This is a genomic window from Mycolicibacterium sp. CBM1 (genome assembly GCF_054073305.1).
In genome coordinates this window covers 111755-137372 of sequence record NZ_JBSXPP010000008.1, presented here as the reverse complement: position 1 = coordinate 137372, position 25618 = coordinate 111755, and the positions used below count along the sequence as shown (strand labels likewise).

Below are 25618 nucleotides of genomic sequence, written 5' to 3'. Positions count from 1 at the left end.
CACAGGCCCACCGTCGACGACCGCGGTGGCACGACACCTGCACAACCCGGCCGTCAATTACTCGATCGCGGGACCGCGGCACGGTAGTAATGACCCATGATCGACATCACGCTGCTCGGCACCGGAAGTCCGATGATCGACCCGAACCGGGCCGGGCCGGCCACCTTGGTCACCGCCGGAGATTCCCGATTCCTCGTCGACTGCGGACGCGGGGTGTTGATGCGCGCCGCGGCAGCCGGTGTGGGGGCCGCCAACATCACGGCGCTGCTGCTGACCCACCTGCACAGCGACCACATCACCGACCTCTCCGATGTCATCACCACGCGGTGGGTGACCACGTTCGTCCCGACACCGCTGCCGATCATCGGGCCGCCGGGGACCAAAGCTGTCGTGGACGCCACGCTGGCCGCGCTGGCCCCCGACATCAGCTACCGCATCGGCCACCACCCTGACATCACCGAGCCGCCGTCGATCCAGGTCTATGAGTACCGCGACGGTCAGGTGTGGGACGCCGGCGGCGTGCGCATCACCGCCGCCCCCACCGACCACCGCCCGGTCGAGCCGACGCTGGGCTTCCGGGTCGAGTACGAGGGCACCTCAGTGGTGCTGGCCGGCGACACGGTGCCGTGCCCTTCGCTCGACGAGCTGGCGCAGGGGGCAGACGCCCTGGTGCACACCGTGATCCGGGCCGATCTCGTCGAGAAGCTGCCGATCCAGCGGATCCGCGACATCCTCGACTACCACTCGTCGATCGAACAGGCCGCGGCCACCGCGGCGCGCGCCGAAGTCGGCACTCTGGTGCTGACCCACTACGTGCCGCCGATGGTGCCCGGACAGGAGGACGAGTGGCGCGCGCGGGCGGCCACCGAGTTCAGCGGGCCGGTCGAACTCGGCGACGACCTGCACCGGGTGTCGATCGGCTAGATCGCGATCCGGGCGCCGTCGTCACCACGCCAGACCTCGACGGCCCTCTGCAGCGGCAGATCCAGCGCGTCGCACAATCCAACCACCGTCCCGAAGCTGGGGCTGGGCAACCTGCCGACTTCGATCTTGCGCAGCGTCTCCGGGGAAATCCCCGCCTGCCGAGCGACGACCTCCGGATCCCGGCCGGCCCTGGCCGTCCTGATCAGCGCTCCGAGGCGTTGCCCGGCTCGGACCTGGTCGGGGCTCAGCGGTACACGGACCATGGCGGACAGCATACCGGTATTCAAATACCGGACCTGGTAGTGTCGGCACGGTATTAAAATACCGACGACGGAGCGCTCAGCATGATCGAACTCAAGACCGCCGGGGAGATCGACAAGATGGCCGTCACCGGGGAATTCGTGGCGGACACCCTGGCGGCACTGGCACGGCAGGCGGAGCCGGGCGTCAACCTCCTGGAGCTCGAACACCGGGCCAGGGACCTTGTCGCGGAGCGGGGTGCGACGTCGTGCTACTGGGACTACGCGCCGTCATTCGGTCGAGGCCCGTTCCGCAACGTCATCTGCCTGTCCGTCAATGACGCTGTGCTGCATGGACTTCCCCATGACTACGCGCTCCGCGATGGTGACGTGCTCACCATGGACTTCGCGGTGTCGATCGACGGATGGGCGGCGGACTCGGCCGTCACCGTCGTCGTCGGCGACGGCGCGGATCCCGCGGACCTCGCCCTGGTCGAGTCCACCCGCCGGGCCCTAGCCGCCGGCATCGCCGCCGCCGTTCCCGGCGGTCGCCTCGGTGATATCAGCGCGGCCATCGGTGCGGTGGCGGCGCAAGACGGCTATTCGGTGAACACCGATTTCGGCGGCCACGGCATCGGGCGCACCATGCATGAGGACCCGCACGTCCCCAACCGTGGTAGGGCCGGTCGTGGACTGGTCTTGCGGCCGGGAGTGACCCTGGCCCTGGAGCCGTGGTGGGCGCGCGGGACAAACCGGTTGACCGGCGATCCGGACGGCTGGACGCTGCGTTCGGCCGACGGTTCCCACACCGCGCACTCCGAGCACACCATCGCCGTCACCGAACAGGGTGCACGCATTCTGACCCTGCCCGGGAACTAACCCCGCCCAGCAGCCGACTTAGTCCTGTGCGCGGTGGCCACCAACGGCCGCGGCCCGGGTCCAGAGGGGTGCGATGACGACGACGGAGACTTCGACGCAACGCAGTGATACTGCTGTGCTACGCCGAATCTGGCGCCTGCACTTCTGGGTAGGACTGTTCGCGGCACCGGTTCTCGTCGTGCTGGCCTGCACCGGTCTGGTGATCCTGTACAGCCAGCCGCTGGACAACTTGCTCAACCGCCACCTGCTCGTCGTCGAGCAGGGGTCGGGAACGGTCCCCCTGGACCAACAGGTCGCCGTCGCCAAGCAACACGTCGGTGCCGACTTCTCCCTCGAAGCGGTCACCCCCGCCGACAACGCCGAGGGGTCCACCCGGGTGGACTTCCTGGCTCCCGACGCCCCCGGATATCCACAGGCCGAGACCGACGTCGTCCAGGTCTTCGTGAACCCCAACACCGGCGCGTACCTCGGTCAGCGCGATCAGCTGTCCGGCCTGATCGGATGGGCGAATCAACTGCACCGCATGTTCGGCAACGACGGCCCGCACGTGCAGTTGCCGTCGCTCGGACACCTGATCAACCCGTCGGCCTACCCCGACGCCACCATTCCGGTCGGCGTGGGCAATCTCTGGATCGAACTGACCGCCACGTGGATCCTGGTGTTGCTGGCCAGCGGCATCTACCTGTGGTGGCCGCGAGCCGTCGAGGCCGCCAAACCCCTGTTGAAGATCCGGTGGCGCGAGGGCGGGCGGGTCCGGTGGCGAGACGTGCACGCGCTCACCGGCGTGGTGCTCGCCGTGATCCTGATCGGCTACCTCGTCTCCGGGATGACCTGGACCCGGTACTGGGGCGAGAACTGGCGCGCGGTCACCGCCACCGTCACACCGTCCACCGCGATCGACGCCCCCTCCACGATGGCAAAGCTCGGTGACTACGACCGGCTGGGCCGCCGAATCGCCTGGGCCGCCACCGACGACCCGGTCTATGCCTCGGTCGGTCCGGTCGCGCCGCGGCTGTCCTACGCCGACATCGACCGGATCGCCAAGGCCGAGCACATGATCGGCGGGTATTCGATCTTCCCGCCGTCGGATACCACCGTGGACGGCAAGACCGTGTACGGCAGCTACACCGTGGTCAACCGCTGGCCTCAGCGAGTGTCCGAGCAGCGCACGCTGTACCTCAACCAGTTCACCGGGGCCACCATCGCCAACGCCACCGCCGCGCAGGACGGCGCGCTGTCCCGGTTGACCAGCTTCGGTATCGCCATGCATATGGGCAACCAAATGGGCTGGCTGACACGCATTTCGGCCACCGTCGCATGCCTCGGTGTGCTGACGAGCGTGGTGACCGGACTGCTCATGTGGTGGAAACGCCGGCCGAAGGGCGGCACCGGTTTACCCGGCCCGGCCAGCCCGGAGACCCGTGCTGACACCCCGAAGCGCGCGATGGTCGCGGTGACCGTCGCCGCCGTCGCACTCGGCGTGCTCTATCCGGTGTTCGGGGTGTCGCTGCTGGCCGTCCTGGTGATCGAGGGCATCGTCGATCAGGCCAGGCGGGTGATCTCCACAACCACGTCCAGGTCCGTCGAACCCTCGCCGGAGTAGATGCCCTTCAGCGGTGTGACATCGGCGTAGTCACGCCCGACACCGACGCTGATGTACTGCTCGTTGATCTCGGTGTCGTTGGTGGGGTCGTAATTCCACCAGCCGCCGGTCCACGCCTGAATCCACGCGTGGCTCTGCCCGTCGATCGTGTCGCCGATCACCGCGTCCTTCTTGGGATGCAGGTAGCCGGACACATAGCGTGCGGGAATGCCCATGCTGCGCAACAGGATCAGGGACAGGTGGGCGAAGTCCTGGCATACGCCCTTACCCTCGCGCAGCGCGTCGAGGCCGGAGGAATGCACACCCGTGGTGCCGGGCACGTACTCCAGTTCGCTGTGCGCCCAGCGGGCGGCGGCGACGACGGCTTCCTTCGGATCCTGTTCCTTGGCAATGCGTTTGCCCACCCGCTCGATGCGCCGGCTGGCCGGGGTGTAGTGCGTCGGACCGAGGACCTCATCGAAGCGGTCCCGCACTGCTTCGGCCGCCAGCGCGTCCCAGGATGCCGGTTCCTCCGGGGCCTCGGCCTTTTCGGTCTCGACCACCGAGGACGAGGTGACCTCCAGTTCGGTGTGCGGTGCGTGCAGATCGAAGGCCGTCACCGCCGTGCCCCAGTAGTCGACGTAGCGATAGGACCGGGTGGCCGGAATGGTCTCGACCCGGTTGAGGATGACGTTCTGCCGGGAGTCCGAACGCGGCGTCAGCCGGGCCTCGTTATAGGACGCGGTGACCGGCGACTTGTAGGCATACCCGGTCGCGTGCACTACCCGCATGCGCCACATCTAGATCTCCCCTTCTTCGATCACCAGCGAACCTGCCTTGCCGGCATCGGACCACGCCACCCACGGTGCGGAGTGGAAGTACTGCAGCGCCACCGCTTCTCCCACGTCGCGGCACATCGCCTGCAGCGCGGCCAGGCGTTCCTCCAGGGTCTCCAGCAGCACACCCGGCTGGATGAACTCCAGCTCGCTGCGGGCCCGTCCGAGTAGACGCTGCGCCTCGGCGGTGGCGCCGATCCGGTTGTGCTGGCGGTGCATCAACTCGTCGAGGCTGTGCTCGGCGAGTTTGAGCGAGTAGAAGATCGACCGCGGGAACAACCGGTCGAGCAACATGAACTCGACCACCCGGTTGGCGTCGAGCACACCTCGGTAGGTGCGCAGATACGTGTCGTGCGCACCAGCCGAACGCAACACCGTCACCCAGGCCGGCGAGGAGGCGCTGTCGCCCACCCGGGACAGCAGCAGCCGCACCGTCATGTCGACGCGTTCGATCGCCCTGCCCAGCACCAGGAATCGATAACCGTCGTCCCGGCTCAGGGTCGAGTCCGCCAGCCCGGCGAACATCGCCGCGCGGCCCTCGATGAACGAGAAGAACTCGTGCGGGCCCAGCCTGCGGGCCGCGCGCTCCCGCTCGGCCAGCGCGTTGTAGGTGGTGTTGAGGCACTCCCACATGTCGCTGGAGGTGACTTCCCGCGCGGAACGGGCATTTTCACGGGCTGCGGAGATGGCGTCGACGATCGAGCAGCCGCCCTCCAGGTCACGACTGAAGGCCACCAAGTCGGTCAGCGACCACAGGTCGAGCTGGTGTTTGGGCGGCTCGATGCCCAGCACCTGCAACAACACCCGCGAGGTCTGGTCGGGGTCCACGCTGGAGTCCTCGAGCAGCTGATGGACCGTCACGTCCAGGATGCGGGCGGTCTCGTCGGCGCGCTCCACGTAGCGGCCGATCCAGTACAGCGCCTCGGCGTTGCGAGCCAGCATCAGCGCATCACCGCCTGCTGCTGTTGCTGCTGCTGTTGCTGGCCCTGTTGTTGCTGGCCAGACTGCTCAGGGCCCTTCTCCACGACGGGCGCCTTGGCCGGTTTGGGAATCTTGCGGACGATCTCGGCGGCACCGAGTTCGCGGGCGGCCACCGACGTTCGCGACGCCAGCACCCAGGTGTCCTTGGAACCGCCGCCCTGGCTGGAGTTCACCACCAGCGACCCCTCGGTGAGGGCCACCCGGGTCAGCCCGCCCGGCAGCACCCACACATCCTCGCCGTCGTTGACGGCGAAGGGACGCAGGTCCACATGCCGTGGCGCCAAGGCGTCACCGACCTTGGTGGGCACCGTCGAGAGCTGCACCACCGGCTGGGCGATCCACCCGCGCGGGTCGGCGATGATCTTCTTGCGGATCGTGGCCAATTCCTTGTCGGAGGCGTCCGGCCCGAACACGATCCCGTAGCCACCCGACCCCTCGACCGGTTTGATCACCAACTCGTCGACCCGGTCGAGCACCTCCTCTCGCTCACTGTCCAGCCAGCAGCGGAACGTGTCCACATTGGCCAGCAGCGGCTTCTCACCCAGGTAGTACTCGATGATCGTCGGCACGTAGGTGTAGACCAGCTTGTCGTCGCCGACCCCGTTGCCGACGGCGCTGGAGATCACCACGTTGCCGGCGCGCGCCGCGTTGAGCAGGCCCGCCACGCCGAGCACCGAATCCGGGCGGAACTGCATGGGGTCGAGGAAGTCGTCGTCGATGCGCCGATAAATGACGTCGACCTGGCGCTCCCCCTCGGTGGTGCGCATGTAGACGACGTTGTCGCGGCAGAACAGGTCGCGGCCCTCGACCAGTTCGACGCCCATCTGACGGGCCAGCAGCGAGTGCTCGAAGTAGGCGGAGTTGAACGGACCCGGCGTGAGCACGACGACGGTCGGGTCGGCCTCGTTGGTGGCCGCCGCGTTGCGCAATGCCCGCAGCAGATGCGACGAATAGTCCCCGACCGCGCGCACCCGGTGGGTGGCGAACAGGTTCGGAAACACCCGGGCCATGGTGCGCCGGTTCTCCATCACATAGGACACCCCCGACGGTGAGCGCAGGTTGTCCTCCAGGACCCGGAAGGTGCCCTGGGCGTCGCGCACCAGGTCGATGCCGGCGACGTGGATGCGCACTCCGTTGGGCGGGTTGATTCCGGCCGCCTGCCGGTGAAAGTGCTCACACGAGGTGACCAGTCGGCGCGGGATGACGCCGTCGCGGAGGATCTCCTGATCGCCGTAGACGTCGTCGAGGTACATCTCCAGCGCCTTCACCCGCTGGGTGATGCCACGTTCGAGCCGGGACCACTCGGCGGCCGAGATAACCCGCGGCACCAGGTCGAGCGGGAAGGGCCGCTCCTGGCCGGACAGCGAGAAGGTGATGCCCTGATCGATGAACGCCCGGCCCAGCGCCTCGGCTCGGCCTTCGAGTTCCTCGGCGTCCGAGGGCGCCAGCTCGGCGAAGATGCCCTTGTACGGCCCGCGCACGTTGCCCTGGTTGTCGAACATCTCGTCGAAGGCCTTGGCATACGAACCCAGATCGTTGTAACCACCGAAGATGTGATCGTGTTGTCGGGGCTTGCGCGAACCGTTGCGCGAGGACCGGCTGGCTTCGGAAGGCAGGGTGCGGAGGCTCACCCGACACATGCTGCCCCACGATCGTCGTTTCGGCAGGCCAGTGAGGTCCACTTTGGGAGATTGTGCACTCGACTGGTAACCTGAACAGTCGCTGCCCGAGGGCCCGACGGCCCCGGCATGACAGACATCCCCGCTTGCACAAAGAAGGAACTAACGCGTGGCCAACATCAAGTCGCAGGAAAAGCGCAACCGCACCAACGAGCGCCGCAGACTGCGCAACAAGTCGGTGAAGAGCTCCCTGCACACGGCCATCCGCGGATTCCGTCAGGCCGCCGCCGACGGCGACAAGGACAAGGCCACCGAGCTGCTCGCCGCCACCAGCCGCAAGCTGGACAAGGCCGCCAGCAAGGGCGTCATCCACAAGAACCAGGCCGCCAACAAGAAGTCGGCGCTGGCGCAGGCCCTCAACCAGCTCTGATCGGACGGCGCATTCGCGCCCCGATCAGTCCCGGCCGCTCCCGGCGGCCAGCTGCGCCACCTTGCGCACCGCTTCCTCCAGGACGTAGTCCGCGTCGGCCGCCGCGCCCTTGACATCGGCATTCAGTGTTGCGACCAGCCGCACCGCCGTCGCGATCTTGTCGCGTGACCACCGCCGCGACTGTTTTTGCGCCTTCTGGATCCGCCACGGCGGCATGCCCACCTCCGAGGCCAACCGGTACGGATCCCCCGACAGCGGGCCTACCCGGGCGATGGTGTGCACCGCCTCGGCCAGCGCGTCGGCGAGCAGCACGTGCGGAACGCCGCGCATCATCGCCCAGCGCAGCGCTTCGGCCGATCCGGCCACGTCCCCCACGACCGCCTTGTCGGCGATGTCGAAGCCGGTGACCTCCGCCTTGCCCGAGTGGTACCGCCGCACGGCCACGGCGTCGACGTGGCCGCCGGTGTCGGCAACCAACTGAGAGCAGGCCGAGGCGAGTTCACGGATGTCGGACCCGACAGCGTCGAGCAGCGCGGTGACAGTGTCGTCGTCGACCTTGGCCTTGTGAGCGCGGAACTCGGCGCGGACGAAGTCGGCCCGTTCGGCGGGCTTGGCGATCTTGGCGCACGGATGGACCTCGGCGCCCAATTTTTTGAGCCGATCGGCCAGTGCCTTGGCCCGCCCGCCGCCGGAGTGCACGACGACCAGGATGGTGCCGGGCGGCAGGTCGGCCGCCGCCGAGGCGATGAGTTCGACGGCGTCCTTGCCCGCTTCGGCGGCCGCCTCCAACACCACGACCCGCTCGTCGGCGAACAGCGACGGGCTCAGGAGCTCGGCGAGTTCGTTGACCGATACCTCCCCGGCGCGCAGCCGGTTCACCGGGACGTCGGCATTGCCGGCGGACAGGCGGGCGGTCCGCAGCACCGCGGTGACGGCACGGTCGACCAGCAGGTCCTCTTCGCCGAGGATCAGATGCAGGCCAGCGGTATGCGACGTCACCCGACGATCCTGCCACGCCGCACCGACGTCACCGGTCGTCAGTCGCGGCGCCCGGCCGGTCCAGGCGGCCGGACCCGCCGACCGAACACGATCCGCCAGACCAGCACCGCAAGCACACCCGCCCCACCGACGCTGAGAACGCCGGTGACGCCGGTGGGTACCGGCACCGCTGCGGCCGGTACCGCGGCAGCGGTACCGGCGACCCGCAGCAGCCACCACAGCTCCGGACCGGTGAACCGGATGAGCAACTCGGCGGCCGGCGGCCACGCCCAACACACCGCGGCGGCGGCGGTGCCGAGCACAGTGATCGGCGGAATGACCACGGCGGCAGCAATATTGGCGAGTATGCCGATCAGACTCAGCCGCCCGGAGATGGCCGCTACCAGCGGCGCGGTGACCAATTGTGCGGCCACGGCGACGCACAACACGTCGGCAACCGGCTTGGGCCAGCCGCGGGCAACCAGGGCTGCCGACCAGACCGGCGCCAACACAACCAACGCAGCGGTGGCACACACCGACAACGCAAACCCGGCGTCGACCGCCAACTGTGGCGCCACCAGGAGCAGGGCGAGAACCGTGGCGGCCAGTACCGGGATCGCCTGCCGGCGGCGCGCCGACACCATCGCCAGCAGGGCGATCGCGCCCATCACCGCGGCCCTGAGCACACTGGCGCTCGGCTGGACCACGAACACGAACGCCAGCAGAGCCGCCGCGGCCAGACCGACGGCCGCCCGCGGCCCGACGATACGCGCCGACAACAGCACCGTGCCGCACACGATGGTGACGTTTGCGCCGGAAACGGCGGTTAGGTGGGTCAGGCCGGCGGTGCGGAATTCCACGGTGGTCTGGGGCGTCACGGTCGAGGTATCCCCCAGCACCAGCCCGGGCAGGATCGCGGCCTGCTGCACCGGCAACACGTCTCGGGCAGCCTGGGCGAACCGGGCACGCACAGCCCGGGCGGCACGCTGGATCGGCGATGCCGCACCGAGCACCGGCTCACCGGTGGCGTTGAGCGCCGCTACCGTCAGATCGTGCCGGGCGGGGCGACCGATGCGCGCCGTGAAGCGGGCGGGCTGACCGGCCATGAGGCCGCCGAACCTTGAGCCGGACGCGAAAACCACTACGCGGCCTGATATTTCGCGATCGTCGACGGCGCCGAGCGTGCCGCCGAACATCACCCGGCCGCTGCCCACCGGGCGCGGATCCTCGACCGGGGTCACCGTGACCGTGGCGACGGCACCGAACCGGTGGGCGACCGGATGGTCCCGGACGGCGGCGCTGCGCATACCTGCCGCCAGCGCGAAGCCCGCTCCGATCACGGTGGCGCCCAGGATGGCGGCACCGGCCACCCGCATCGCCGCAACGGTGCGGCCACACCACCGCGTCAGGGCCAGCCACAGCAGTGCGCACGCCACGCACACGCCAGCCAGCACCGGTCCGACGGGCCACGTGATGGCCGCCGCGGTGACCGCCCACGCCGTCACCGCGGCCGGCACCAGCCGCAGATCCAACCGCGCTCCGGCGTCGGGCTGCACGGCGTCAGACCCGGACCTGGGCCCGCAGTTTCTCCAGCCGCGCCGGCCCAATACCGTCGACCTCACCGAGCTGGTCGACGCTACTGAACGGTCCGTTGGTGTCGCGCCAGGCCACGATCGCCGTGGCCGTCACCGGTCCCACACCGGGCAGCGCATCGAGTTGCTCGACGGTAGCGGTGTTCAGATCGACCGGTTCGGCGGGTGCATGTGGCGTGGGGCCCGCGGGTGGCTCGGCCGGCACACGTGGACCGCCGCTGACCGAGCTGCCCAGGGCGGGCGCCTGACCGGCTGGTGCGGTGATGCCGACGACGATCTGTTCGCCGTCGGTGAGGTGGCGAGCCAGGTTCAGTCCGAGCATGTCCGCGCCGCCGAGCACACCGCCGGCCGCCGACACCGCGTCGGCGATTCGCGCGTCGGGCGCCAGGGTCACCAGTCCGGGGTTGGTGACCAATCCGACGACGCTGACGACGACCGGCTGGTGGGGGTCGGCGCTGGGCCGCGGGGCCGCCGAGGACACCATCTCGACCGGCGGCAGCTTGGCCGACACGACCGGCGGGGGCTCGTCGCGCATCAGGGTGATCACCGTGATGAGGACTGCGATCAGCGCAATGGCCGCCAGTACGACTCCCCCGCTGCGACCGGGATCGGCGCGGATGGCGGCGAGCCAGCCGCGGCTTCGCCCGCTGGCCGCCTCGGGGATCCAGCTCGGCAACGGCACCTCGCCGTCGTCGTCATCGTCAGCGTCGTCCACGCTGTCGGTGGGCGGCCTGGCCGGCTCGGCGGGACGCAGACGGCGGTGCAGGCTAACCAAGGGTGGCTCGGTGCGCATGCCGCGACGCTAGGACGATGCGCCGACTGCGGTACCCGGTCCGACATCGTCCGCGGCCGGCCTGTGGACGAACCGCGGTCTGGGGACGGGCTGATTGTCGTCGACCGCATGTGACCTCGCCCACAAGGCAGCGCGCGATGCTGTACAACTCTTCGAGAGTGTCTACTTCCGACTGTCGAGGAGAAGTTCCATGACCGCCACCGCCGACCGCGCGCTGCGGGTGATCCAGTGGACAACCGGCAATATCGGGCGCCGATCGCTGCACGCCATCATCAGCCGCCCGGACATGGAGCTGGTCGGGGTATACGCCCACGGCGCCGACAAGGTCGGTGTCGACGCCGCGGAGCTGTCCGGCTGGCCTGAGCCGACCGGCGTCACCGCGACCAACGACATCGATGCCCTGCTGGCCACCCAGCCGGACGCCTGCTGCTACAACCCGCTGTGGCCGAACATCGACGAGCTGGTGCAGCTGTTGGAAGCCGGGGTCAACGTGTGCTCGTCGGCCGCCTGGATCACCGGGGGCAAGCAGTCGCCCGAAGACCTCGCGCGGATCCGCACGGCGTGCGGACACGGCAACTCCACGATCTTCGGTAGTGGCGCGCACCCGGGGATGACCAACATGGTCGGCATGGTGCTCTCCGGCGCCTGCGAACGGGTCGACGAGATCCGCATCACCGAGTCCGTGGATTGTTCGACCTACGAGTCCGCGGGCACCCAGAGCGCCATGGGTTTCGGCTGCGATCCGCAGACTCCCGGTCTGGAGGAGAGCGTGCGCCGGGAAAGTGAGGTGTTCGCCGAGTCGGCCGCGATGATGGCCGACGCAATCGGCGCCGACCTCGACCGGATGACATTCGACGTCACCTTCACCACGGCCACCGGTGATACCGACCTCGGTTTCATGACCATTCCGGAGGGCAGCGTGGGCGGAGTCTATGGCTATCACCGGGGTTGGGTGGGCGAACGCAACGTGGTCAGTGTCGGCTTCAACTGGACGATGGGCGACCACGTGGTACCGCCCAAGCCGCTGGAGCACGGCCACGTCATCCAGGTCTTCGGCGTGCCCAATATGCGCACGGTGCTGCACTGCCTGCCGCCCAAAGACTGGACCGAGCCCGGATTCATGGGGCTCGGCATGATCTACACGGCCATGCCGGTGACCAACGCGGTGCCGGCGGTGGTCGCGGCCGCGCCGGGGATTGTCACGCTGGCCGACCTGCCGCCGGTGACCGGGAGATTCAGCGGCCACTGATGGCCGATTCGCACGGCCACCGCGGGGGGTGAGGGAATTAATCCGGACCATGGTCCGTTTACTTGGCGCAGGCCGGGCGTAGGGCCCGGACCACTGAATCAAGGAGACCCACCATGGCTGCACCGGTTCACACCGTCGACCTCAACGGCACCTGGGCGATCGATGCCGTCCACTCGTCGATCGGCTTCTCGGTACGCCACCTCGTCGTCAGCAAGGTCCGCGGCACCTTCGGCGCATTCGGCGGCACCATCACCGTCGGAGAGGACGGCACCGCGTCGGTCACCGCGGAGATCGACGTCACCTCGGTGAACACCGGCAACGAGCAGCGCGACGCGCATCTGGGCGCACCTGACTTCTTCGACGTCGAGAAGTACCCCTCCGCCACCTTCGCCTCGACGTCGGTGAGGCCCGACGGCGATGACTACGTCCTTGAGGGTGACTTCACCCTCAAGGGTGTCACCAAGCGGATCAGCCTGCCGCTGCGCTTCAACGGCGTGAACCCGGGCATGGGCCACGGCGCGGTCGCCGGATTCGAAGCCTCGGTCGTGTTGAACCGCAAGGACTTCGGCATCGACATCGACATGCCGCTGGAGACCGGTGGCGCCGTCGTCGGCGACAAGGTCACCATCACCCTCGACATCGAGGCGCTCAAGCAGGCCTGACGGACTGCGGCGCGGTGGGATCGAGCGCAACGACGACGCCCACCGCGCCGGTGCCGACATGCACGCCCAGGACCGGCCCCAGGTCGGTGACGACGGCGGGCCCGCAACCCGGCAACGCGGCCGAGAGCGTGGCGGCGATCTCCGCTGCCGCGCCGGGATTGTCGATGTGGTGAACCGCCAGCGCCGCGCGCTGTTCGCCGACCACGTCGAGCACCTGCTCCACCATCGCGGCGACCGCCTTGGATGCGGTGCGCACCCGCTGGGCCAACACCAGTCGGCCCTGCTCGTCGATGCGCAGCAGCGGCTTGAGCGCCAGCGCGGTGCCCAGCCAGGACGCCGCGGTCCCGATCCGGCCACTGCGGCGCAGATTGTCCAGCCGATGCACCACGATGTAGGCGTGTACCCGCGCGGTCAGTGATTCAGCCTCGGCGACAACGGAATCCAGGACGGTACCCCCCTGAGCCGCCCGGGCGGCGGCCAGCGCGACGAACCCGGTCCCCATCGCGGTGGTTTTCGAGTCGACCACCCGCACGGCACCGCCGAAATCTCGCGCCGCGTACTCGGCGGCGCCCACCGTGCTCGACAGTTCCCCGGACAGGTGGACCGCCACCACACCGTCGCCGCCGCTGTCCTGCAGCGCCTGCCGGTAGACCGCCGCGAGTTCACCCGGGGTGGCGCCGGCCGTGGTCACGACTCCACGCTGGTACAGATCGGCCGGAACCGGATCGACTCCGTCGCGGATGTCGCGGCCGTCGAGCAGGATATGCAGCGGCACGACACGAATGCCGCACGCGCGGGCATCGGCGGCCGGCAGCCGCGCCGACGAGTCGGTGACCACGACAACCGCCATGGGTTAGTCTGCGGATTTCTCGTGCGGAACGCCAGCTTCGGCGAGCGCCTTGCACATCGACTCCGCGACGGCCGCGTGCGCTTCGAAGTTCCAGTGGATGCCGTCGGGGTTACCCCGTCCGGCCAGGACCTCCTCGGCCACCGCGGCTTTCAGATCGACCAGCGGGATGCCGTGGCGGGCCGCCCAGTCGGTGATCGCCGAAACCGTGCCGGGCCGGCCATGGTGGGCGTTGCCGTAGGCGTCGGCGATGTGCACCGACGGCAGCGATGCGACAATCGGGATGCCAGGCCTGTTGAAATCGATTGCTGCCCTAGTCATTTCCAGATACTCCGCGCTCAGCCTGGGCGGCAGCGCGGGGCGAGAGACAGCAGACAGCCGAGGCTGCGCCCAGCCGTACCCGTCGCGGACCCACCGGCGCAGCCACGGCGGCCGGATGTAGCGGATGGCTTCCCGAAACGCCGTTGGCAACGGCGAGGGCAGGGAATCCATCCCGCTGGTCGCGAAGATCACCGCGCCGGCTCGCGGCAGCGCCGCCCAGGCACGGGGGTCCTGGGTTGCCGCCCACCACACGTCACGTGACGTCCAGCCGATGCGGCCTATCAACTCAAGATCCCAGCCCAGTTGTGCGGCAACGATATTCGGCCAGATCCGAGGATCGTCGGCGGGCAGGCCACCTTGCGGGCCGTAGTAGGACAACGAGTCGGCGAAGACCAGCAAAGTTCGGCGAGCTGGCGTGGACAGACCCGGCGACGAACCGGGGTCAGAGGACATCGTTGGCCACCTGGGCCGAGGCGTTCCAGACATCGAGGCGCCACCGGATGTCCTCGAACGCGCCGCCGTCGGGGCCGTGTCCAGACAGCTGGGCCCAGCTGGCGTTGCCCATCCCGCCCAACACGGGCCAGCTGTCGACGGGCAGCGCCAGCAGCGCCGCACACAACGCCGCGATCAACCCGCCGTGCGCCACCAGCACGACGGGACGGTCGGGATCGTCACCACCCCATTCCGGTTCCCCGGCGATGAGTTCGGCGACCAGCGGCACGCTGCGGTCGGCGACGTCGATGCGGCTCTCGCCACCGTGCGGGGCCCAGGTCGCGTCGTCGCGCCAGGCCAGCCGTGCGCCGGGCGCGACGGCGTCCACCTCGTGGTGGGTCAGCCCCTGCCAGTCGCCGAGATGGGTTTCGCGCAGCCGGGTGTCGATCTGGACTCGCAGGCCGGCGCGCTCCCCCAGCGACACGGCGGTGTCGTAGGCCCGCCGAAGGTCCGAGGAGACGATGAGCAGGGGCTGGCGTTTCGCCAGCACCTCGGCGGCCGCCACGGCCTGGGCCCGGCCCAGGTCGGTCAGCACGGTGTCGAGTTGGCCCTGCATCCGGCTGTCGGCGTTGTACTCGGTCTGTCCATGCCGCAGCATCACCAGGCGCCGCACCGTCACGGATTGCCCTCCGCCGCGGTCGCCGACGCGTCGGCGGTGTCGACGACCTCGATGTCGTCGAGGTCCACGTTCACCAGTGGGCAGTCCCGCCACAGCCGGTCCAGCGCGTAGAAGTTGCGCTCCTCCTGGTGCTGGATGTGGACCACGATGTCGACGTAGTCGAGCAACACCCACCGGCCCTCGCGAGTGCCTTCGCGCCGGGCCGGCTTGTATCCGGCCAGCCGCATCTTCTCCTCGACCTCGTCGACGATGGCGTTGACCTGGCGTTCGTTGGACGCCGAACCGATCACGAACAAGTCGGTGATCACCAGCTGGCCGGACACGTCGATGACGACGACGTCCTGGGCGAGTTTGGCAGCGGCTGCTCTGGCCGCCACGGTGGCCATCTGGATCGCTTCGGTGGACGCGGTCACTTAGGGGGTCTCCTCGATCATTGTGGCGGCCATCGGGCCGGGTTGCCCAGGCCGCCGGTAGAGGCGGCGCTTGGACACATATTGGACGACGCCGTCGGGCACCAGGTACCAGATCGGCCGGTTCTCGGCGGCCCGGGTGCGGCAGTCGGTGGACGAGATCGCCAGGGCGGGAACCTCGACCAGACTCAGCGCCTCCTCCGGCAGTTGGTCGAAGGCGGCGACGATGTGCTGGCCGTTGAGTTCGTAGCCGGGGCGGCTGACGCCGACGAACTTCGCCAGCGCGAACAGCTCCTCCCAGTTCTGCCAGGACAGGATCGACGCCAGTGCGTCGGCCCCGGTGATGAAGTAGAGGTCGGTATCGGGGTTGAGCGCACGCAGATCGCGCAGGGTGTCGTTGGTGTAGGTGGGGCCGCCCCGGTCGATGTCGACACGGCTGACCGAGAACCGCGGATTGGATGCGGTGGCGATCACCGTCATCAGGTAGCGGTCCTCGGGCGGGGTGACCTCGCGCGATTTCTGCCACGGCTGGCCAGTGGGGACGAACACCACCTCGTCGAGGTCGAACTGGTTGGCTACCTCGCTGGCAGCGACGAGGTGGCCGTTGTGGATGGGATCGAACGTCCCACCCATCACGCCGAGCCTGCGCCGAGCCGAGGAAACCACGATTGACCAGCTTACGGGAGGCTCGGCGCCGGACCCCCGTGCTCACGCCCGGCGGCAGAGCGCATACCGCACGACCCGCCCGCACCGGTCGGGTGCAACGGCCGGGTGCTACTACGAGCGCCGAAGCTGGAGGTTAAGGATCGCCTGGACTTGCCTGGCGTAGTAGCTCGTGAAGTCGGGGCTACCGGGGTCGACGACCGAGAAGGCTCGCGCAATGTGCGGGAACGCGGTCGGGGCGAGGGTGAGCGCGAACATCATGAACGCGAATATGCCGGCGTCGATGTCGGCGGGCAGCTTGCCCTGGGCCTGGAACGAGCGGACATCGTCGAGGATGGGCGCTAACCGTTCGACCAGGTTGGCGTGATCGATGCCCTGCCCATCCAAGACGAGCGCCTGCGCCCACGCAGATTCGTCGGCCGCCCGGTGGATCAGCTCGCCGAGCATGTCGACGACGGACTCGGTGCTCTCGTTCAACGACCGGCCACTGTCGATCCAGCGCTCACTGAGCGCCTCGAACAGGCCGCGCTTGCCGCCGAAGTGGTAACTGATCATCTGTTGGGCAACGCCGGCGCGCTCGGCAATCCGTGCCACCCGGGCCGCCTCGAAACCGACGCTTCCGAATTCCTCGCTGGCCGCGTTCAAGATCAGCTCCCGGGTGCGCGCCGGGTCTCGCTGCCGTCCGGGATCACCGGATCGGCGACGCCGCTGCCCTTGACCCGGCGAGCGCTCAGCCGCCGCCCGGTTGGCGGCTTTCTGCACCCCGGTCGGTGAATTCTTCTTCCTGGCAGCCGGTTTCGCCGAGATAGCCGCAGTCAACGGCAGTGCAGCAGAACCCCCACGCGCGGGCGATGGCGTCGCACTCGATTGGCCACCTGAGCGTTCGGTCACGAATCTCAAGGTACCCGCCGTCATAGTTGACGGCCGCCCACGACCGGCGTACGTTCACGTTCGTATGAATATTCATATGACAGTCGCGGCGATCCCCCTCGACTGCGGACAGCGGAGGTATCGCATGGTCTGGGTGACCAAACCCTCGACGAACCCGACCCACAAGGTCCTACGGTCTGGGCTGGTCAAATGACGACGTTCGACGGCACCGTGTACCGCCGAGGCGACGAGGGATACGAGACAGCGCGCTGCGCTGCGGTGTGGAATGCGCTCAAACCCAAACGGTTTCCTGCGGTCATCGTGGTCGCCGGCAGCCGGGACGACGTGGTCCGCGCCGTCAACCTGGCTCGCGCCGAGGGACTTCAGATCGGGATCCGTTCCGGTGGTCACAGCTGGGTGGGCAACGCGGTCCGCGACGGCGGTCTACTTTTGGATCTCTCGCACCTGAAAGCCGTGGAAGTCGACCTCGAAGCCGGCACCGCCACCGTGGAGGCCGGCGTACGCGTCGACGAACTGTCGGCGGCGCTGGCGGCGCACGGGATGTACTTCCCCTTCGGCCACTGCCCCAGTGTCGGCGTGACCGGCTTCGTCCTCGGCGGCGGCTACGGATTCAACTCCGCCCAGGTGGGACTCGGCGCCGGCAGCGTCCACGCCGTCGACGTCGTCACTGCCGACGGGGAAGCCCTGCATGCCAACGACGATGAGTACGCCGACGTCATGTGGGCAGCCCGCGGAGCCGGTCCAGGATTCTTCGCCGTGGTGACCCGCCTGCACGTCGACTTGCGCCCGTTGCCCGCGGTGATCGCCTCGTCCGTCCAGGTTCATCCGCTGTCAGCCTACGACGAGTTGATCGACTGGTATGTCAAGGCCGACCATCCCGGCCTTCTTGTCGCGGGCGCCAACCCGGCGGTCGGCGGAGACCAGAAGGTCCTGATGCTCGTCAGCTACACCTTCGCCGATACCCTCGAGCAGGCGGCGGCGAATCTTGCCCCTCTGGAGTCCGCACCCGGTCTGGACCGCGCCCTGCTGCACATCAGCGCCCAGCCCACGACGCATGCCGCGCTATGCGCGACCTTCGACGCGATGTACCCCGAAGGTCTGCGGTATCTGTCCGACAACCTCTGGGTCAACGACACATCGGCGCAGGGCCTGTGGCGCGACGCGAAACAGATCATCGACGAACTGCCCAACTCGACATCGACGATGTGGCTGATCCCGGGAACAATGATGGGTGACGGGCCACCTCCCAACGCCGCATTCAGCCTTCAGGCCAAGATCTCGTTCCAGGTCTACGGCGGCTATACCGACAGCGCTCAGGACGAGGAGATGCTCGCCTGGCACACCGACGCGATCCAGCGCATCGACAAGTACTCGCTGGGCGCAGGCTACGTCGGCGACTCGAACCTGTTCGCGCACCCGGTCGCGATCCTGCACCCCGACAGCGCCGCGCGTCTCGAAGCGCTGCGCCAACGCTACGACCCGGACGGGCGGTTCTACAGCTACCCCAGCGAGCTCCCATCGGCGCGCATCTAGCCGCCCGGCATCCCGGCAGTTCGCACCTGCATGCCCTGGCAATGCATCAGGTCGGTCCAACGGAAAGCGAACCATGCTCAAAGTCACCATTCTGCTCACACTGGCCGGCACCCAGACACCGGATGACCTGACCGAACAGCGGCTCAATGCCGCACCCGCGATCGTCGAGCGACTCCAGGGGACGGACGGGGCGATGCGTTATGCCCAGTCCGTCCGGCTGCCCAGCGCCGGACCGATCATCGGTGATGGCAGCGGCACCTTCGCCGGGACCGAGGAATACTGGTTCGACACGGCCGTTTCGGCGCGGCGATTCTTCGCACACCCCAACGCGGCCGGCCTGGAAAACCAACCGGCGGTTGATGTCCCGGCCGCTCGGGAAACGGCCGGCATGGTCCATCCGATCTGGGATACCGCACCGGGCGAGTTCAAGGTGATTGTCCTGGGGACTCGGAAACCGAGCCTCACCGTGCAGGAGTATCGCCACCACTGGATCACCGTCCACGGTCCCCTTGCCATGGGCAATCCCGAAGGGCGCGACGCCCGCGGACGCGTGGAATATTGCCCGGCCGACGTACTCCGTCTCAGCGGACTACAGCTCGCACCGTTCGACAGCAGCGGTTCGATCGGCGTAACGGGCGGCCTGGAGGATTTCGGCAAGGCCCTCACCGGCTCCTACTATCGCGACGTGCTGCGGCCGGACGAACTCCGATTCACCGACACTGAGCGGACCGCCGCGATGATCGTCCGCGAGTACTACTCCTGGGGCACCCTCCCGGTCACCCGGTGAGGAGTGAATGACCGACGCTAGACCGGCAACAGCTGGTCGATCACCGTAGCGAGCTGCTTGGCCGACCGGCACTCGTGCATGGTGATGATGTCCTCGTAACGCGGGACGGCCGAGTCTCCGCTTCCCCACAGGTGCCGCGGTTCGGGGTTAAGCCAGTGGGCGTGCCGGCTGGCGTTGACCATGTGTGCCAGCACGTCGGTCGCGGGATTGCGGTAGTTGGTCCGCCCGTCACCCAACACCAGCAGCGAGCTACGTGGGGACAGCACGTTGTGGAAGTTCTCGCTGAACGACACGAACGCGTTGCCGTAATCGGAATGTCCGTCACGGGTGTAGACACCCGCCTCCCTGGTGATGCGCTGAATGGCGACCGCCAGGTCGGCGTCCGGACCGAACAGGTGCGTCACCTCGTCGGTGGTGTCGATGAAGGCGAACACCCGCACCCGGGAGAACTGTTGGCGCAGCGCGTGAACCAGCAGCAGGGTGAAGTGGCTGAAGCCCGCCACCGAGCCCGAGACGTCGCACAGCACAACGAGTTCCGGCCGGGCCGGGCGTGGCTTGCGCAGCACCACGTCGATCGGCACACCGCCGGTGGACATCGACTTGCGCAGGGTCTTGCGCAGGTCGATCGCGCCGGCGCGGTGCCGCCGGCGCTTGGCGGCCAGCCGGGTGGCCAGCATCCGGGCCAAAGGCTGGACCGTATTGCGCATCTGGCGCAGCTGGTCGCCGGAGGCCCGCAGGAACTCGACGTTCTCGGCCAGCTGCGGGATGCCGTACATCTGCACGTGGTCGCGGCCCAGCTGTTCTGCGGTACGCCGCTTGGTCTCGCTTTCCACCAGCCGGCGCAGTTGGGCAATCTTCTGCGCGGCAATCGCTTTGGCGATCTGCTCCTGCGTGGGACTCGGGTCGTCGCCGTGCGGCGCGAGCAGCCCGGCCAGCAATCGGCCCTCGAGTTGGTCCAGGCCCATGGCCTTGAGCGCCTGATACGACGAGTACGACGGACCGCGGCTGGAGGTGTAGCGGCCGTAGGCCTCGACGATCTGGGCGATCATCGCGACCAGCCGCTCGTCGAGATCGCCGATGTCGGGGTTGTCGGCCAGCAGGTCGAGCAGCATGGCTCGCATGGCCTCGACGTCTTCGGGCGGCAATCCCTGCGGCGGGGATTGCCCGCCGTCTTCCTCCTCGACGACGGTTCGCCCGCCCAACGCGGCCGGCCACCACAGGTCGAACAGCGCGTCGTAGGTCTGGCGGTGATCGGCGCGGCGCAACACCGCACACGCCAGCCCCTCCCGCAACGCCTCGCGGTCACCGAGTCCGAGCACGGTCAGCACCCGGCCGGCGTCGACAGTCTCCGACGGGCCCACCGAAATACCTTGGGAACGCAGGGCTTCGACGAAGCCAACCAGATGGCCCGGCAGGCCGTGCGGGGCCAGCGGCTGCGGGGGGCGCACCCTGCGGACGGCCATCTGCAGAATCCTAGTTCAGCCGGAGCTCGCCGGAGGCGCGCTGTTGATCGGACTGGTGTTTGAGGATCACGCCCAGGGTCGCGGCGATGGTGGCGTCGTCGATGGTGTCCAGCCCCAGGGCCAGGATGGTGCGTCCCCAGTCGATGGTCTCGGCGACCGACGGCACCTTCTTGAGCTGCATGCCGCGCAGCACCCCGATGATGCGAACCAGTTCGGCGGCCAGCGATTCCGGCAGCTCGGGCACCCGGGACAGCAGGATGCGGCGCTCCAGATCGGGGTCGGGGAAGTCGATGTGCAGAAAGAGGCAGCGTCGTTTGAGCGCCTCGGACAGCTCCCGAGTGGCGTTGGAGGTCAGCACCACGAACGGGGTGCGCGAGGCGGTGATGGTGCCCAGTTCCGGCACGGTGACCGCGAAGTCCGACAGCACCTCCAGCAGCAGACCTTCGATCTCGATGTCGGCCTTGTCGGTCTCGTCGATCAGCAGGACGGTCGGCTCGGTGCGCCGGATCGCGGTGAGCAGCGGCCGCGACAACAGGAATTCCTCGCTGAAGATGTCGGACTTGGCCTGGTCCCAGTCGTTCGATCCGGACTGCATCCGCAGGATCTGCTTGGCGTGGTTCCACTCGTAGAGTGCTCGGGCCTCGTCGACACCCTCGTAGCACTGCAGCCGCACCAGGCCCGACCCGGTGGTCTGGGCGACCGCCCGGGCCAGTTCGGTCTTGCCGACGCCTGCGGGACCTTCGACGAGCAGTGGCTTACCCAGCCGGTCGGCCAGGAACACCGCGGTGGCGGTGGCGGTGTCGGGCAGGTAACCGGTCTCGGCCAGCCGCTTGGACACGTCGTCGATGTCGCTGAACAGCGGCGCGGGACGTGCGGGGGTTTCGGTCACGGGGTCTCCTGTCGTGGGTCAGGCAGGTCGGGTATGGCCGTCTCCCCAGACGATCCACTTTGTCGAGGTCAGTTCTGGCAAACCCATCGGGCCGCGAGCATGCAGCTTCTGGGTGGATATGCCGATCTCGGCTCCAAAGCCGAATTGCTCACCGTCGGTGAACGACGTGGAGGCGTTGACCATCACCGCGGCCGCATCCACCCGCTCGGTGAAGCGTTGCGCCGCAGCGAGATCGGTGGTGACGATGGCCTCGGTGTGGCCGGTGCCGTAGGTGTTGATGTGCTCGATGGCGGCGTCGAGGCCGTCGACGCGCGCCACGGCGATATCCATCGACAGGAACTCCGCGCGCAGTTCGTCCTCGGTGGGGTTGTCGTGGACGGTGACACCGGCCTGCTGCAGCGCGCCGACCAGCCGGGGTAGGGCGATGTCGGCCACGGCCTCGTCGACCAGCAGCGTTTCGGCGGCGTTGCAGACGCTGGGCCGACGGGTCTTGGCGTTCAACACGATTCGTTCGGCAACGTCGAGGTCGGCGGCGCCGTGCACATAGACGTGGCAGTTGCCCACACCGGTCTCGATGGTGGGCACCATGGCGTCGCGGACGACGGCGTCGATGAGTCCAGCACCGCCGCGCGGGATGACCACGTCGACCAGACCGCGGGCCTGGATGAGGTGGGTGACGCTGGACCGGTCAGCGCTGGGCAGCAATTGCACCGCATCCTCGGGCAACCCTTCACCGGCCAGCGCACCGCGCAACACGGTGACCAGCTCGGCGTTGGAGTGGGCCGCCGAGGAGCTGCCGCGCAGCAGGACGGCGTTGCCCGATTTCAGGGTGAGCCCGAAGGCGTCGACGGTGACGTTGGGCCGGCCCTCGTAGACGATGCCGATGACGCCGAGCGGCACGCGCTGCTGGCGAAGCTGCAACCCGTTGGGCAGGGTCCGGCCGCGCAGCACCTCGCCGATCGGGTCGGGCAATCCCGCGACCTGACGCAGGCCCGCGGCGATGCCGTCGACCCGCTGCGGGTTGAGCGCCAGCCGATCCAACATGGCTTCGGCGGTACCGGTGGCCCGTGCCGCGTCGAGATCCTCGGCATTGGCCGCCAGGATCTGGTGGGTGTGGGCCAGCACCGCGTCGGCGGCCGCGTGCAAGGCGCGGTCTTTCACGGTGGTGGTTAGCGATGCCAGGGTCCGCGCGGCGATCCGCGACCGGCGGGCCGCGTCGTGCACCTGACTCTTCACGTCGGGTCCAGATTCCCGGGTCGCTTCGCTCCTGCCCTCCGGACCTGTTTCCCGGGTCGCTTCGCTCCTGCCCTCCGGACCTGTTTCCCGGGTCGCTTCGCTCCTGCCCTCCGGAGCCGGCGCTTGGACGCTCATTACCACAGGGTATCGGTCTCTCTACCAACCGGCAGGTGGGGGCCCACCAGCCGAAGATCGCAATAAGTCGACGCATCGTCAACTAAAATCGACACTATGTTGATTTTCTCTCTAGGATCTCTAACGAATCGAGTGAGAGGAGATCACCGGTGAAGACGTTCTTGATCACCGGCGTCAGCAGCGGTCTGGGACGCGCGTTCGCCGAAGCTGCACTGGAGGCGGGCCACTCCGTCGTTGGAACTGTCCGTCGCGAGGCCGACCTCGAGTCGTTCGAAGCCCTGTCCCCCGTCGCCCACGGCCGACTGCTGGACGTGACCGACGACAGCGCGGTGTTCGCCACCGTGAACGATGTCGAATCCACCGTCGGCCCCATCGATGTCGTGATCGCCAACGCGGGCTACGGACTCGAAGGCATCTTCGAGGAAACGCCCCTCAGCGAGTTACGCGCCCAGTTCGACACCAACGTGTTCGGCGTTGCCGCGACGTTCCAAGCGGCCCTACCTCACCTGCGCCAGCGCCGCAGCGGTCATCTCATGGCGGTCACGTCGATGGGCGGGTTGATGGCGCCGGCCGGTCTGACCGCCTACTGCGGCAGCAAATTCGCTCTGGAAGGATTACTGGAGAGCCTGGCAAAAGAGGTCGCACAGTTCGGTATCCACGTGACTGCCATCGAGCCGGGGTCGTTCCGCACCGACTGGGCCGGTCGGTCAATGAGGCGATCAGAGCGATCGATCCCCGACTACGACGATCTATTCACACCCATCCGCGACGCGCGCGCGCAGGCCAGCGGCAACCAACTCGGTGACCCTGCGAAGGCTGCCGCTGTGGTCATCCGCGTCGCCGGGTCGGTCAATCCGCCGAGGCATCTCGTGCTGGGATCTGACGCACTTCGTCTGATCCGGACCGCGCGCCGCGCTGTCGACGACGAGATCGACGCGTGGGAATCCGTCTCTCGCACAACCGACTTCCCCGACGGCCACCAGATTGCGGCCGGCTAGTCATGCGAGCGCCGTCGCGTTCGACCCGGCGTGGTTCAGCGATGCCTCGAAAAGGGGATTTGCGGGAGCAGGCAATCCTGGACACCGCTGAACGGCTGCTCGCTGAGCAAGGCTACGAGACTATGGTGGTTGCCGACATCGCCGCGGGGGCGGGGATAACCCGGGGCGCCCTGTACTTCTATTTCGGATCCAAGCAGGACATCATCACAGCGCTGGTCGCGCGGACCGTCGAGGCGCTCCGGGAGAAATCACGCCAAGCCGCCTCGGATGCCGCACGCGGTGAATACGCCATCGACGAGGCGATGGCCAGAACCGAAGCCCTTTGGCGTGAACACGGCGTCGTGATGCGCACGGCGATCGACCTGGCGTCATCGGTTCCCGAGATCGACACCCTCTGGACTGATACCGCTGAGATCTTCATCGAGGCCATTGCCGACATTCTGCGGCACATGAACAGCGAACCGGACGTGCCGAGCGCCGACATCACCGGCATAGCGCGAGCCTTGTGCTGGATGATCGAACGCAGCTTCTACCAAGGCTCCCGAGTTTCCGAGGCCGAGCTAGGTCGGGCCAGAAGGGCTTGCACCGAGGTCTGGCGCCGCACCGCCCGTTGATACTGACAACCGAGCGGGACTGTCCCGAAGGGGCGAAAGAATGCCGACGGTCCGCAACAATGCTGTGCGACGATCTCTTTGGCGAGCGGGGCAATTCAGGTGACACGGGTATGTGTAGTCGGAAGCGTGAACGTCGACCAGTTTTTCCGGGTGCCCACTCTCCCGCAGCCGGCGGAAACAATTCTGGCCACCTCGGTCACCACGGGTCCCGGCGGCAAGGGCGGGAATCAGGCAGTCGCAGCGGCCCGCGCCGGTGCCAGCGTCCAGTTCGTGGGGGCCGTCGGTGAGGATCCCCCCGGCGCCGCATTACGAGCCCACCTCAGTGCCAACGGCGTCGGACTCGATGGTCTGGAACGCCTCTCGGCCGCCAGCGGCAGCGCGGTCATCCTGGTCGACGACCACGGCGAGAATCTGATCGTGGTCGCTCCGGGCGCCAACGCCCACCTGACGTTGAGCTCGGCCGCCGCGCGTGCCGTGATCTCCGAGTGCGAAGTACTGCTCATCTCCTTGGAGGTGCCGTTGGCGACGGCGGTGGCGTCCGCGCGCGAAGGCCGCTCCGTGGGAGCGACCGTGATCGTCAATGCTTCCCCCGCCAGCGACAACGCCGGCCTCGAGGAATTGGCCGACGTCACCGACGTCGTGATCGTCAACGAGTCCGAGGAGCCGCACTGGCGCTGGGCCACACGCCATATCGTCGTCACCCGGGGCGCCCGCGGAGCCACCTACCGCGGTCCCGACAGCACCGTCGAGATACCAAGCCCGGAGGTGGAGGCGGTCGACACCACCGGCGCCGGCGACGTCTTCGCCGGTGTTCTCGCCGCGGACTGGCGAAGTGGCCATCACCGTGCTCTGCGCCGTGCGTGCACGGCCGGCGCTCTGGCGACGCTGGTATCGGGCGCCGGCGACTGCGCGCCAACCGATGACGCCATCGAGGACGCTCTCACCCAGTACTGAAC

The 25618-nt window shown here is 68.2% G+C and carries 27 protein-coding genes; 11 read left to right on the top strand and 16 right to left on the bottom strand.

The window, feature by feature from the left end; all coding sequences use genetic code 11:
- Positions 1 to 96 precede the first annotated feature (96 nt).
- Positions 97 to 924, top strand: a complete 828-nt coding sequence (locus tag ACXDF8_RS13275; protein ID WP_457223723.1) for a ribonuclease Z — start codon at positions 97 to 99, stop codon at positions 922 to 924.
- Here the strand turns inward: ACXDF8_RS13275 and ACXDF8_RS13270 are convergent.
- On the bottom strand, positions 921 to 1187 hold the full coding sequence (locus tag ACXDF8_RS13270; RefSeq protein ID WP_457223722.1) for a helix-turn-helix domain-containing protein: 267 nt from the start codon (positions 1185 to 1187) through the stop codon (positions 921 to 923). The two genes, ACXDF8_RS13275 and ACXDF8_RS13270, sit on opposite strands and share 4 nt — an antisense overlap.
- Before the next feature lie 81 nt (positions 1188 to 1268).
- Between ACXDF8_RS13270 and map the strand changes: the two genes are divergently transcribed.
- Both map and ACXDF8_RS13260 read left to right on the top strand, forming a co-directional pair.
- Positions 1269 to 2042, top strand: a complete 774-nt coding sequence (gene map / locus ACXDF8_RS13265) for a type I methionyl aminopeptidase (protein ID WP_457223721.1) — start codon at positions 1269 to 1271, stop codon at positions 2040 to 2042.
- 73 nt (positions 2043 to 2115) lie between these two features.
- Positions 2116 to 3645: a PepSY-associated TM helix domain-containing protein gene (locus ACXDF8_RS13260; RefSeq protein ID WP_457223720.1), complete on the top strand. Its 1530-nt coding sequence runs from the start codon at positions 2116 to 2118 to the stop codon at positions 3643 to 3645.
- Here ACXDF8_RS13260 and ACXDF8_RS13255 read toward each other — a convergent pair.
- From ACXDF8_RS13255 to ACXDF8_RS13245, 3 genes are read right to left on the bottom strand one after another with little or no spacing between them, the layout of a single operon-like run.
- The gene (locus tag ACXDF8_RS13255) at positions 3585 to 4424 is read right to left on the bottom strand and encodes a transglutaminase family protein (protein ID WP_457223719.1); all 840 of its coding nucleotides are present in this window, start codon (positions 4422 to 4424) and stop codon (positions 3585 to 3587) included. The genes ACXDF8_RS13260 and ACXDF8_RS13255 overlap by 61 nt on opposite strands.
- Positions 4425 to 5402 carry an alpha-E domain-containing protein gene (locus ACXDF8_RS13250; protein ID WP_457223718.1) on the bottom strand — a complete coding sequence of 326 codons (978 nt, stop codon included), beginning with the start codon at positions 5400 to 5402 and terminating at the stop codon, positions 4425 to 4427.
- Positions 5402 to 7081: a circularly permuted type 2 ATP-grasp protein gene (locus ACXDF8_RS13245; RefSeq protein WP_457223820.1), complete on the bottom strand. Its 1680-nt coding sequence runs from the start codon at positions 7079 to 7081 to the stop codon at positions 5402 to 5404. Before ACXDF8_RS13245 ends, ACXDF8_RS13250 begins: the two co-directional genes overlap by 1 nt.
- Positions 7082 to 7229: 148 nt before the next feature.
- Here ACXDF8_RS13245 and rpsT point away from each other — a divergent pair, with 148 nt between their 5' ends.
- Positions 7230 to 7490 carry a 30S ribosomal protein S20 gene (rpsT, locus tag ACXDF8_RS13240; RefSeq protein ID WP_457223717.1) on the top strand — a complete coding sequence of 87 codons (261 nt, stop codon included), beginning with the start codon at positions 7230 to 7232 and terminating at the stop codon, positions 7488 to 7490.
- Between the two features lie 24 nt (positions 7491 to 7514).
- On the opposite strand, the gene holA is transcribed toward rpsT, so the two are convergent.
- From holA to ACXDF8_RS13225, 3 genes are read right to left on the bottom strand one after another with little or no spacing between them, the layout of a single operon-like run.
- A complete protein-coding gene (holA, locus tag ACXDF8_RS13235; RefSeq protein WP_457223716.1) occupies positions 7515 to 8489 on the bottom strand; it encodes a DNA polymerase III subunit delta in 975 nt (324 codons plus the stop codon).
- 38 nt (positions 8490 to 8527) lie between these two features.
- Entirely contained in the window at positions 8528 to 9994 is a 1467-nt protein-coding gene (locus ACXDF8_RS13230; RefSeq protein ID WP_457223819.1) for a ComEC/Rec2 family competence protein, read from the bottom strand.
- A gap of 34 nt (positions 9995 to 10028) precedes the next feature.
- Positions 10029 to 10853, bottom strand: coding sequence for a ComEA family DNA-binding protein (locus tag ACXDF8_RS13225; RefSeq protein ID WP_457223715.1), 825 nt, complete (start codon positions 10851 to 10853; stop codon positions 10029 to 10031).
- Positions 10854 to 11043: 190 nt separating this feature from the next.
- Between ACXDF8_RS13225 and ACXDF8_RS13220 the strand changes: the two genes are divergently transcribed.
- Together ACXDF8_RS13220 and ACXDF8_RS13215 are read left to right on the top strand one after the other, a co-directional pair.
- A complete protein-coding gene (locus ACXDF8_RS13220; protein ID WP_457223714.1) occupies positions 11044 to 12102 on the top strand; it encodes an NAD(P)H-dependent amine dehydrogenase family protein in 1059 nt (352 codons plus the stop codon).
- 113 nt (positions 12103 to 12215) lie between these two features.
- On the top strand, positions 12216 to 12764 hold the full coding sequence (locus ACXDF8_RS13215; RefSeq protein ID WP_457223713.1) for a YceI family protein: 549 nt from the start codon (positions 12216 to 12218) through the stop codon (positions 12762 to 12764).
- Here ACXDF8_RS13215 and ACXDF8_RS13210 read toward each other — a convergent pair.
- The 6 genes from ACXDF8_RS13210 to ACXDF8_RS13185 all read right to left on the bottom strand — a co-directional run bounded on the left by ACXDF8_RS13210 (position 12751) and on the right by ACXDF8_RS13185 (position 16935).
- Positions 12751 to 13614 (bottom strand): DegV family protein, encoded by an 864-nt coding sequence (locus ACXDF8_RS13210; protein WP_457223712.1) that lies wholly within the window; start codon positions 13612 to 13614, stop codon positions 12751 to 12753. The two genes, ACXDF8_RS13215 and ACXDF8_RS13210, sit on opposite strands and share 14 nt — an antisense overlap.
- Before the next feature lie 3 nt (positions 13615 to 13617).
- The gene (gene octT, locus ACXDF8_RS13205; protein WP_457223711.1) at positions 13618 to 14385 is read right to left on the bottom strand and encodes a diglucosylglycerate octanoyltransferase; all 768 of its coding nucleotides are present in this window, start codon (positions 14383 to 14385) and stop codon (positions 13618 to 13620) included.
- Complete coding sequence (gene gpgP, locus ACXDF8_RS13200) at positions 14375 to 15043, bottom strand: glucosyl-3-phosphoglycerate phosphatase (RefSeq protein WP_457223710.1); 669 nt, start codon at positions 15041 to 15043, stop codon at positions 14375 to 14377. Before gpgP ends, octT begins: the two co-directional genes overlap by 11 nt.
- On the bottom strand, positions 15040 to 15456 hold the full coding sequence (gene rsfS / locus ACXDF8_RS13195; RefSeq protein WP_457223709.1) for a ribosome silencing factor: 417 nt from the start codon (positions 15454 to 15456) through the stop codon (positions 15040 to 15042). Before rsfS ends, gpgP begins: the two co-directional genes overlap by 4 nt.
- Positions 15457 to 16119 (bottom strand): nicotinate-nucleotide adenylyltransferase, encoded by a 663-nt coding sequence (gene nadD, locus ACXDF8_RS13190; protein ID WP_457223708.1) that lies wholly within the window; start codon positions 16117 to 16119, stop codon positions 15457 to 15459.
- Between the two features lie 111 nt (positions 16120 to 16230).
- Positions 16231 to 16935 (bottom strand): TetR/AcrR family transcriptional regulator, encoded by a 705-nt coding sequence (locus ACXDF8_RS13185; RefSeq protein WP_457223707.1) that lies wholly within the window; start codon positions 16933 to 16935, stop codon positions 16231 to 16233.
- Between the two features lie 261 nt (positions 16936 to 17196).
- On the opposite strand from ACXDF8_RS13185, the gene ACXDF8_RS13180 reads away from it, so the two are divergent.
- Both ACXDF8_RS13180 and ACXDF8_RS13175 read left to right on the top strand, forming a co-directional pair.
- Positions 17197 to 18540 (top strand): FAD-binding oxidoreductase, encoded by a 1344-nt coding sequence (locus ACXDF8_RS13180; RefSeq protein WP_457223706.1) that lies wholly within the window; start codon positions 17197 to 17199, stop codon positions 18538 to 18540.
- A gap of 73 nt (positions 18541 to 18613) precedes the next feature.
- Positions 18614 to 19327, top strand: coding sequence for an EthD domain-containing protein (locus ACXDF8_RS13175; RefSeq protein ID WP_457223705.1), 714 nt, complete (start codon positions 18614 to 18616; stop codon positions 19325 to 19327).
- 17 nt (positions 19328 to 19344) lie between these two features.
- On the opposite strand, the gene ACXDF8_RS13170 is transcribed toward ACXDF8_RS13175, so the two are convergent.
- Genes ACXDF8_RS13170 through ACXDF8_RS13160 form a run of 3 tightly spaced genes read right to left on the bottom strand, consistent with a single transcriptional unit; the run spans position 19345 to position 23050 of the window.
- On the bottom strand, positions 19345 to 20790 hold the full coding sequence (locus ACXDF8_RS13170; RefSeq protein WP_457223704.1) for a vWA domain-containing protein: 1446 nt from the start codon (positions 20788 to 20790) through the stop codon (positions 19345 to 19347).
- Positions 20791 to 20800: 10 nt separating this feature from the next.
- Positions 20801 to 21679 carry an AAA family ATPase gene (locus ACXDF8_RS13165; protein ID WP_457223703.1) on the bottom strand — a complete coding sequence of 293 codons (879 nt, stop codon included), beginning with the start codon at positions 21677 to 21679 and terminating at the stop codon, positions 20801 to 20803.
- 18 nt (positions 21680 to 21697) lie between these two features.
- Positions 21698 to 23050: a glutamate-5-semialdehyde dehydrogenase gene (locus ACXDF8_RS13160; RefSeq protein ID WP_457223702.1), complete on the bottom strand. Its 1353-nt coding sequence runs from the start codon at positions 23048 to 23050 to the stop codon at positions 21698 to 21700.
- 149 nt (positions 23051 to 23199) lie between these two features.
- Between ACXDF8_RS13160 and ACXDF8_RS13155 the strand changes: the two genes are divergently transcribed.
- From ACXDF8_RS13155 to ACXDF8_RS13145, 3 genes are all read left to right on the top strand, one after another.
- Positions 23200 to 24048, top strand: a complete 849-nt coding sequence (locus ACXDF8_RS13155; RefSeq protein WP_457223701.1) for an oxidoreductase — start codon at positions 23200 to 23202, stop codon at positions 24046 to 24048.
- Between the two features lie 41 nt (positions 24049 to 24089).
- Positions 24090 to 24662 (top strand): TetR/AcrR family transcriptional regulator, encoded by a 573-nt coding sequence (locus ACXDF8_RS13150; protein ID WP_457223700.1) that lies wholly within the window; start codon positions 24090 to 24092, stop codon positions 24660 to 24662.
- A 99-nt stretch (positions 24663 to 24761) separates the two neighbouring features.
- Entirely contained in the window at positions 24762 to 25616 is an 855-nt protein-coding gene (locus tag ACXDF8_RS13145) for a ribokinase (protein ID WP_457223699.1), read from the top strand.
- Positions 25617 to 25618: the final 2 nt, after the last annotated feature.

Excerpts from the sequence above, each read along its gene's own strand:
- octT (WP_457223711.1), bottom strand. The coding sequence starts at position 14,385 with ATGTCCTCTGACCCCGGTTCGTCGCCGGGTCTGTCCACGCCAGCTCGC.
- ACXDF8_RS13255 (WP_457223719.1), bottom strand. The coding sequence starts at position 4,424 with ATGTGGCGCATGCGGGTAGTGCACGCGACCGGGTATGCCTACAAGTCG.
- ACXDF8_RS13160 (WP_457223702.1), bottom strand. The coding sequence starts at position 23,050 with ATGAGCGTCCAAGCGCCGGCTCCGGAGGGCAGGAGCGAAGCGACCCGG.
- ACXDF8_RS13245 (WP_457223820.1), bottom strand. The coding sequence starts at position 7,081 with ATGTGTCGGGTGAGCCTCCGCACCCTGCCTTCCGAAGCCAGCCGGTCC.
- ACXDF8_RS13225 (WP_457223715.1), bottom strand. The coding sequence starts at position 10,853 with ATGCGCACCGAGCCACCCTTGGTTAGCCTGCACCGCCGTCTGCGTCCC.
- ACXDF8_RS13260 (WP_457223720.1), top strand. The coding sequence starts at position 2,116 with ATGACGACGACGGAGACTTCGACGCAACGCAGTGATACTGCTGTGCTA.
- map (WP_457223721.1), top strand. The coding sequence starts at position 1,269 with ATGATCGAACTCAAGACCGCCGGGGAGATCGACAAGATGGCCGTCACC.
- ACXDF8_RS13170 (WP_457223704.1), bottom strand. The coding sequence starts at position 20,790 with ATGGCCGTCCGCAGGGTGCGCCCCCCGCAGCCGCTGGCCCCGCACGGC.
- ACXDF8_RS13250 (WP_457223718.1), bottom strand. The coding sequence starts at position 5,402 with ATGCTGGCTCGCAACGCCGAGGCGCTGTACTGGATCGGCCGCTACGTG.
- ACXDF8_RS13180 (WP_457223706.1), top strand. The coding sequence starts at position 17,197 with ATGACGACGTTCGACGGCACCGTGTACCGCCGAGGCGACGAGGGATAC.
- ACXDF8_RS13220 (WP_457223714.1), top strand. The coding sequence starts at position 11,044 with ATGACCGCCACCGCCGACCGCGCGCTGCGGGTGATCCAGTGGACAACC.
- ACXDF8_RS13150 (WP_457223700.1), top strand. The coding sequence starts at position 24,090 with ATGCCTCGAAAAGGGGATTTGCGGGAGCAGGCAATCCTGGACACCGCT.
- ACXDF8_RS13270 (WP_457223722.1), bottom strand. The coding sequence starts at position 1,187 with ATGGTCCGTGTACCGCTGAGCCCCGACCAGGTCCGAGCCGGGCAACGC.
- ACXDF8_RS13210 (WP_457223712.1), bottom strand. The coding sequence starts at position 13,614 with ATGGCGGTTGTCGTGGTCACCGACTCGTCGGCGCGGCTGCCGGCCGCC.
- ACXDF8_RS13275 (WP_457223723.1), top strand. The coding sequence starts at position 97 with ATGATCGACATCACGCTGCTCGGCACCGGAAGTCCGATGATCGACCCG.
- ACXDF8_RS13215 (WP_457223713.1), top strand. The coding sequence starts at position 12,216 with ATGGCTGCACCGGTTCACACCGTCGACCTCAACGGCACCTGGGCGATC.
- ACXDF8_RS13175 (WP_457223705.1), top strand. The coding sequence starts at position 18,614 with ATGCTCAAAGTCACCATTCTGCTCACACTGGCCGGCACCCAGACACCG.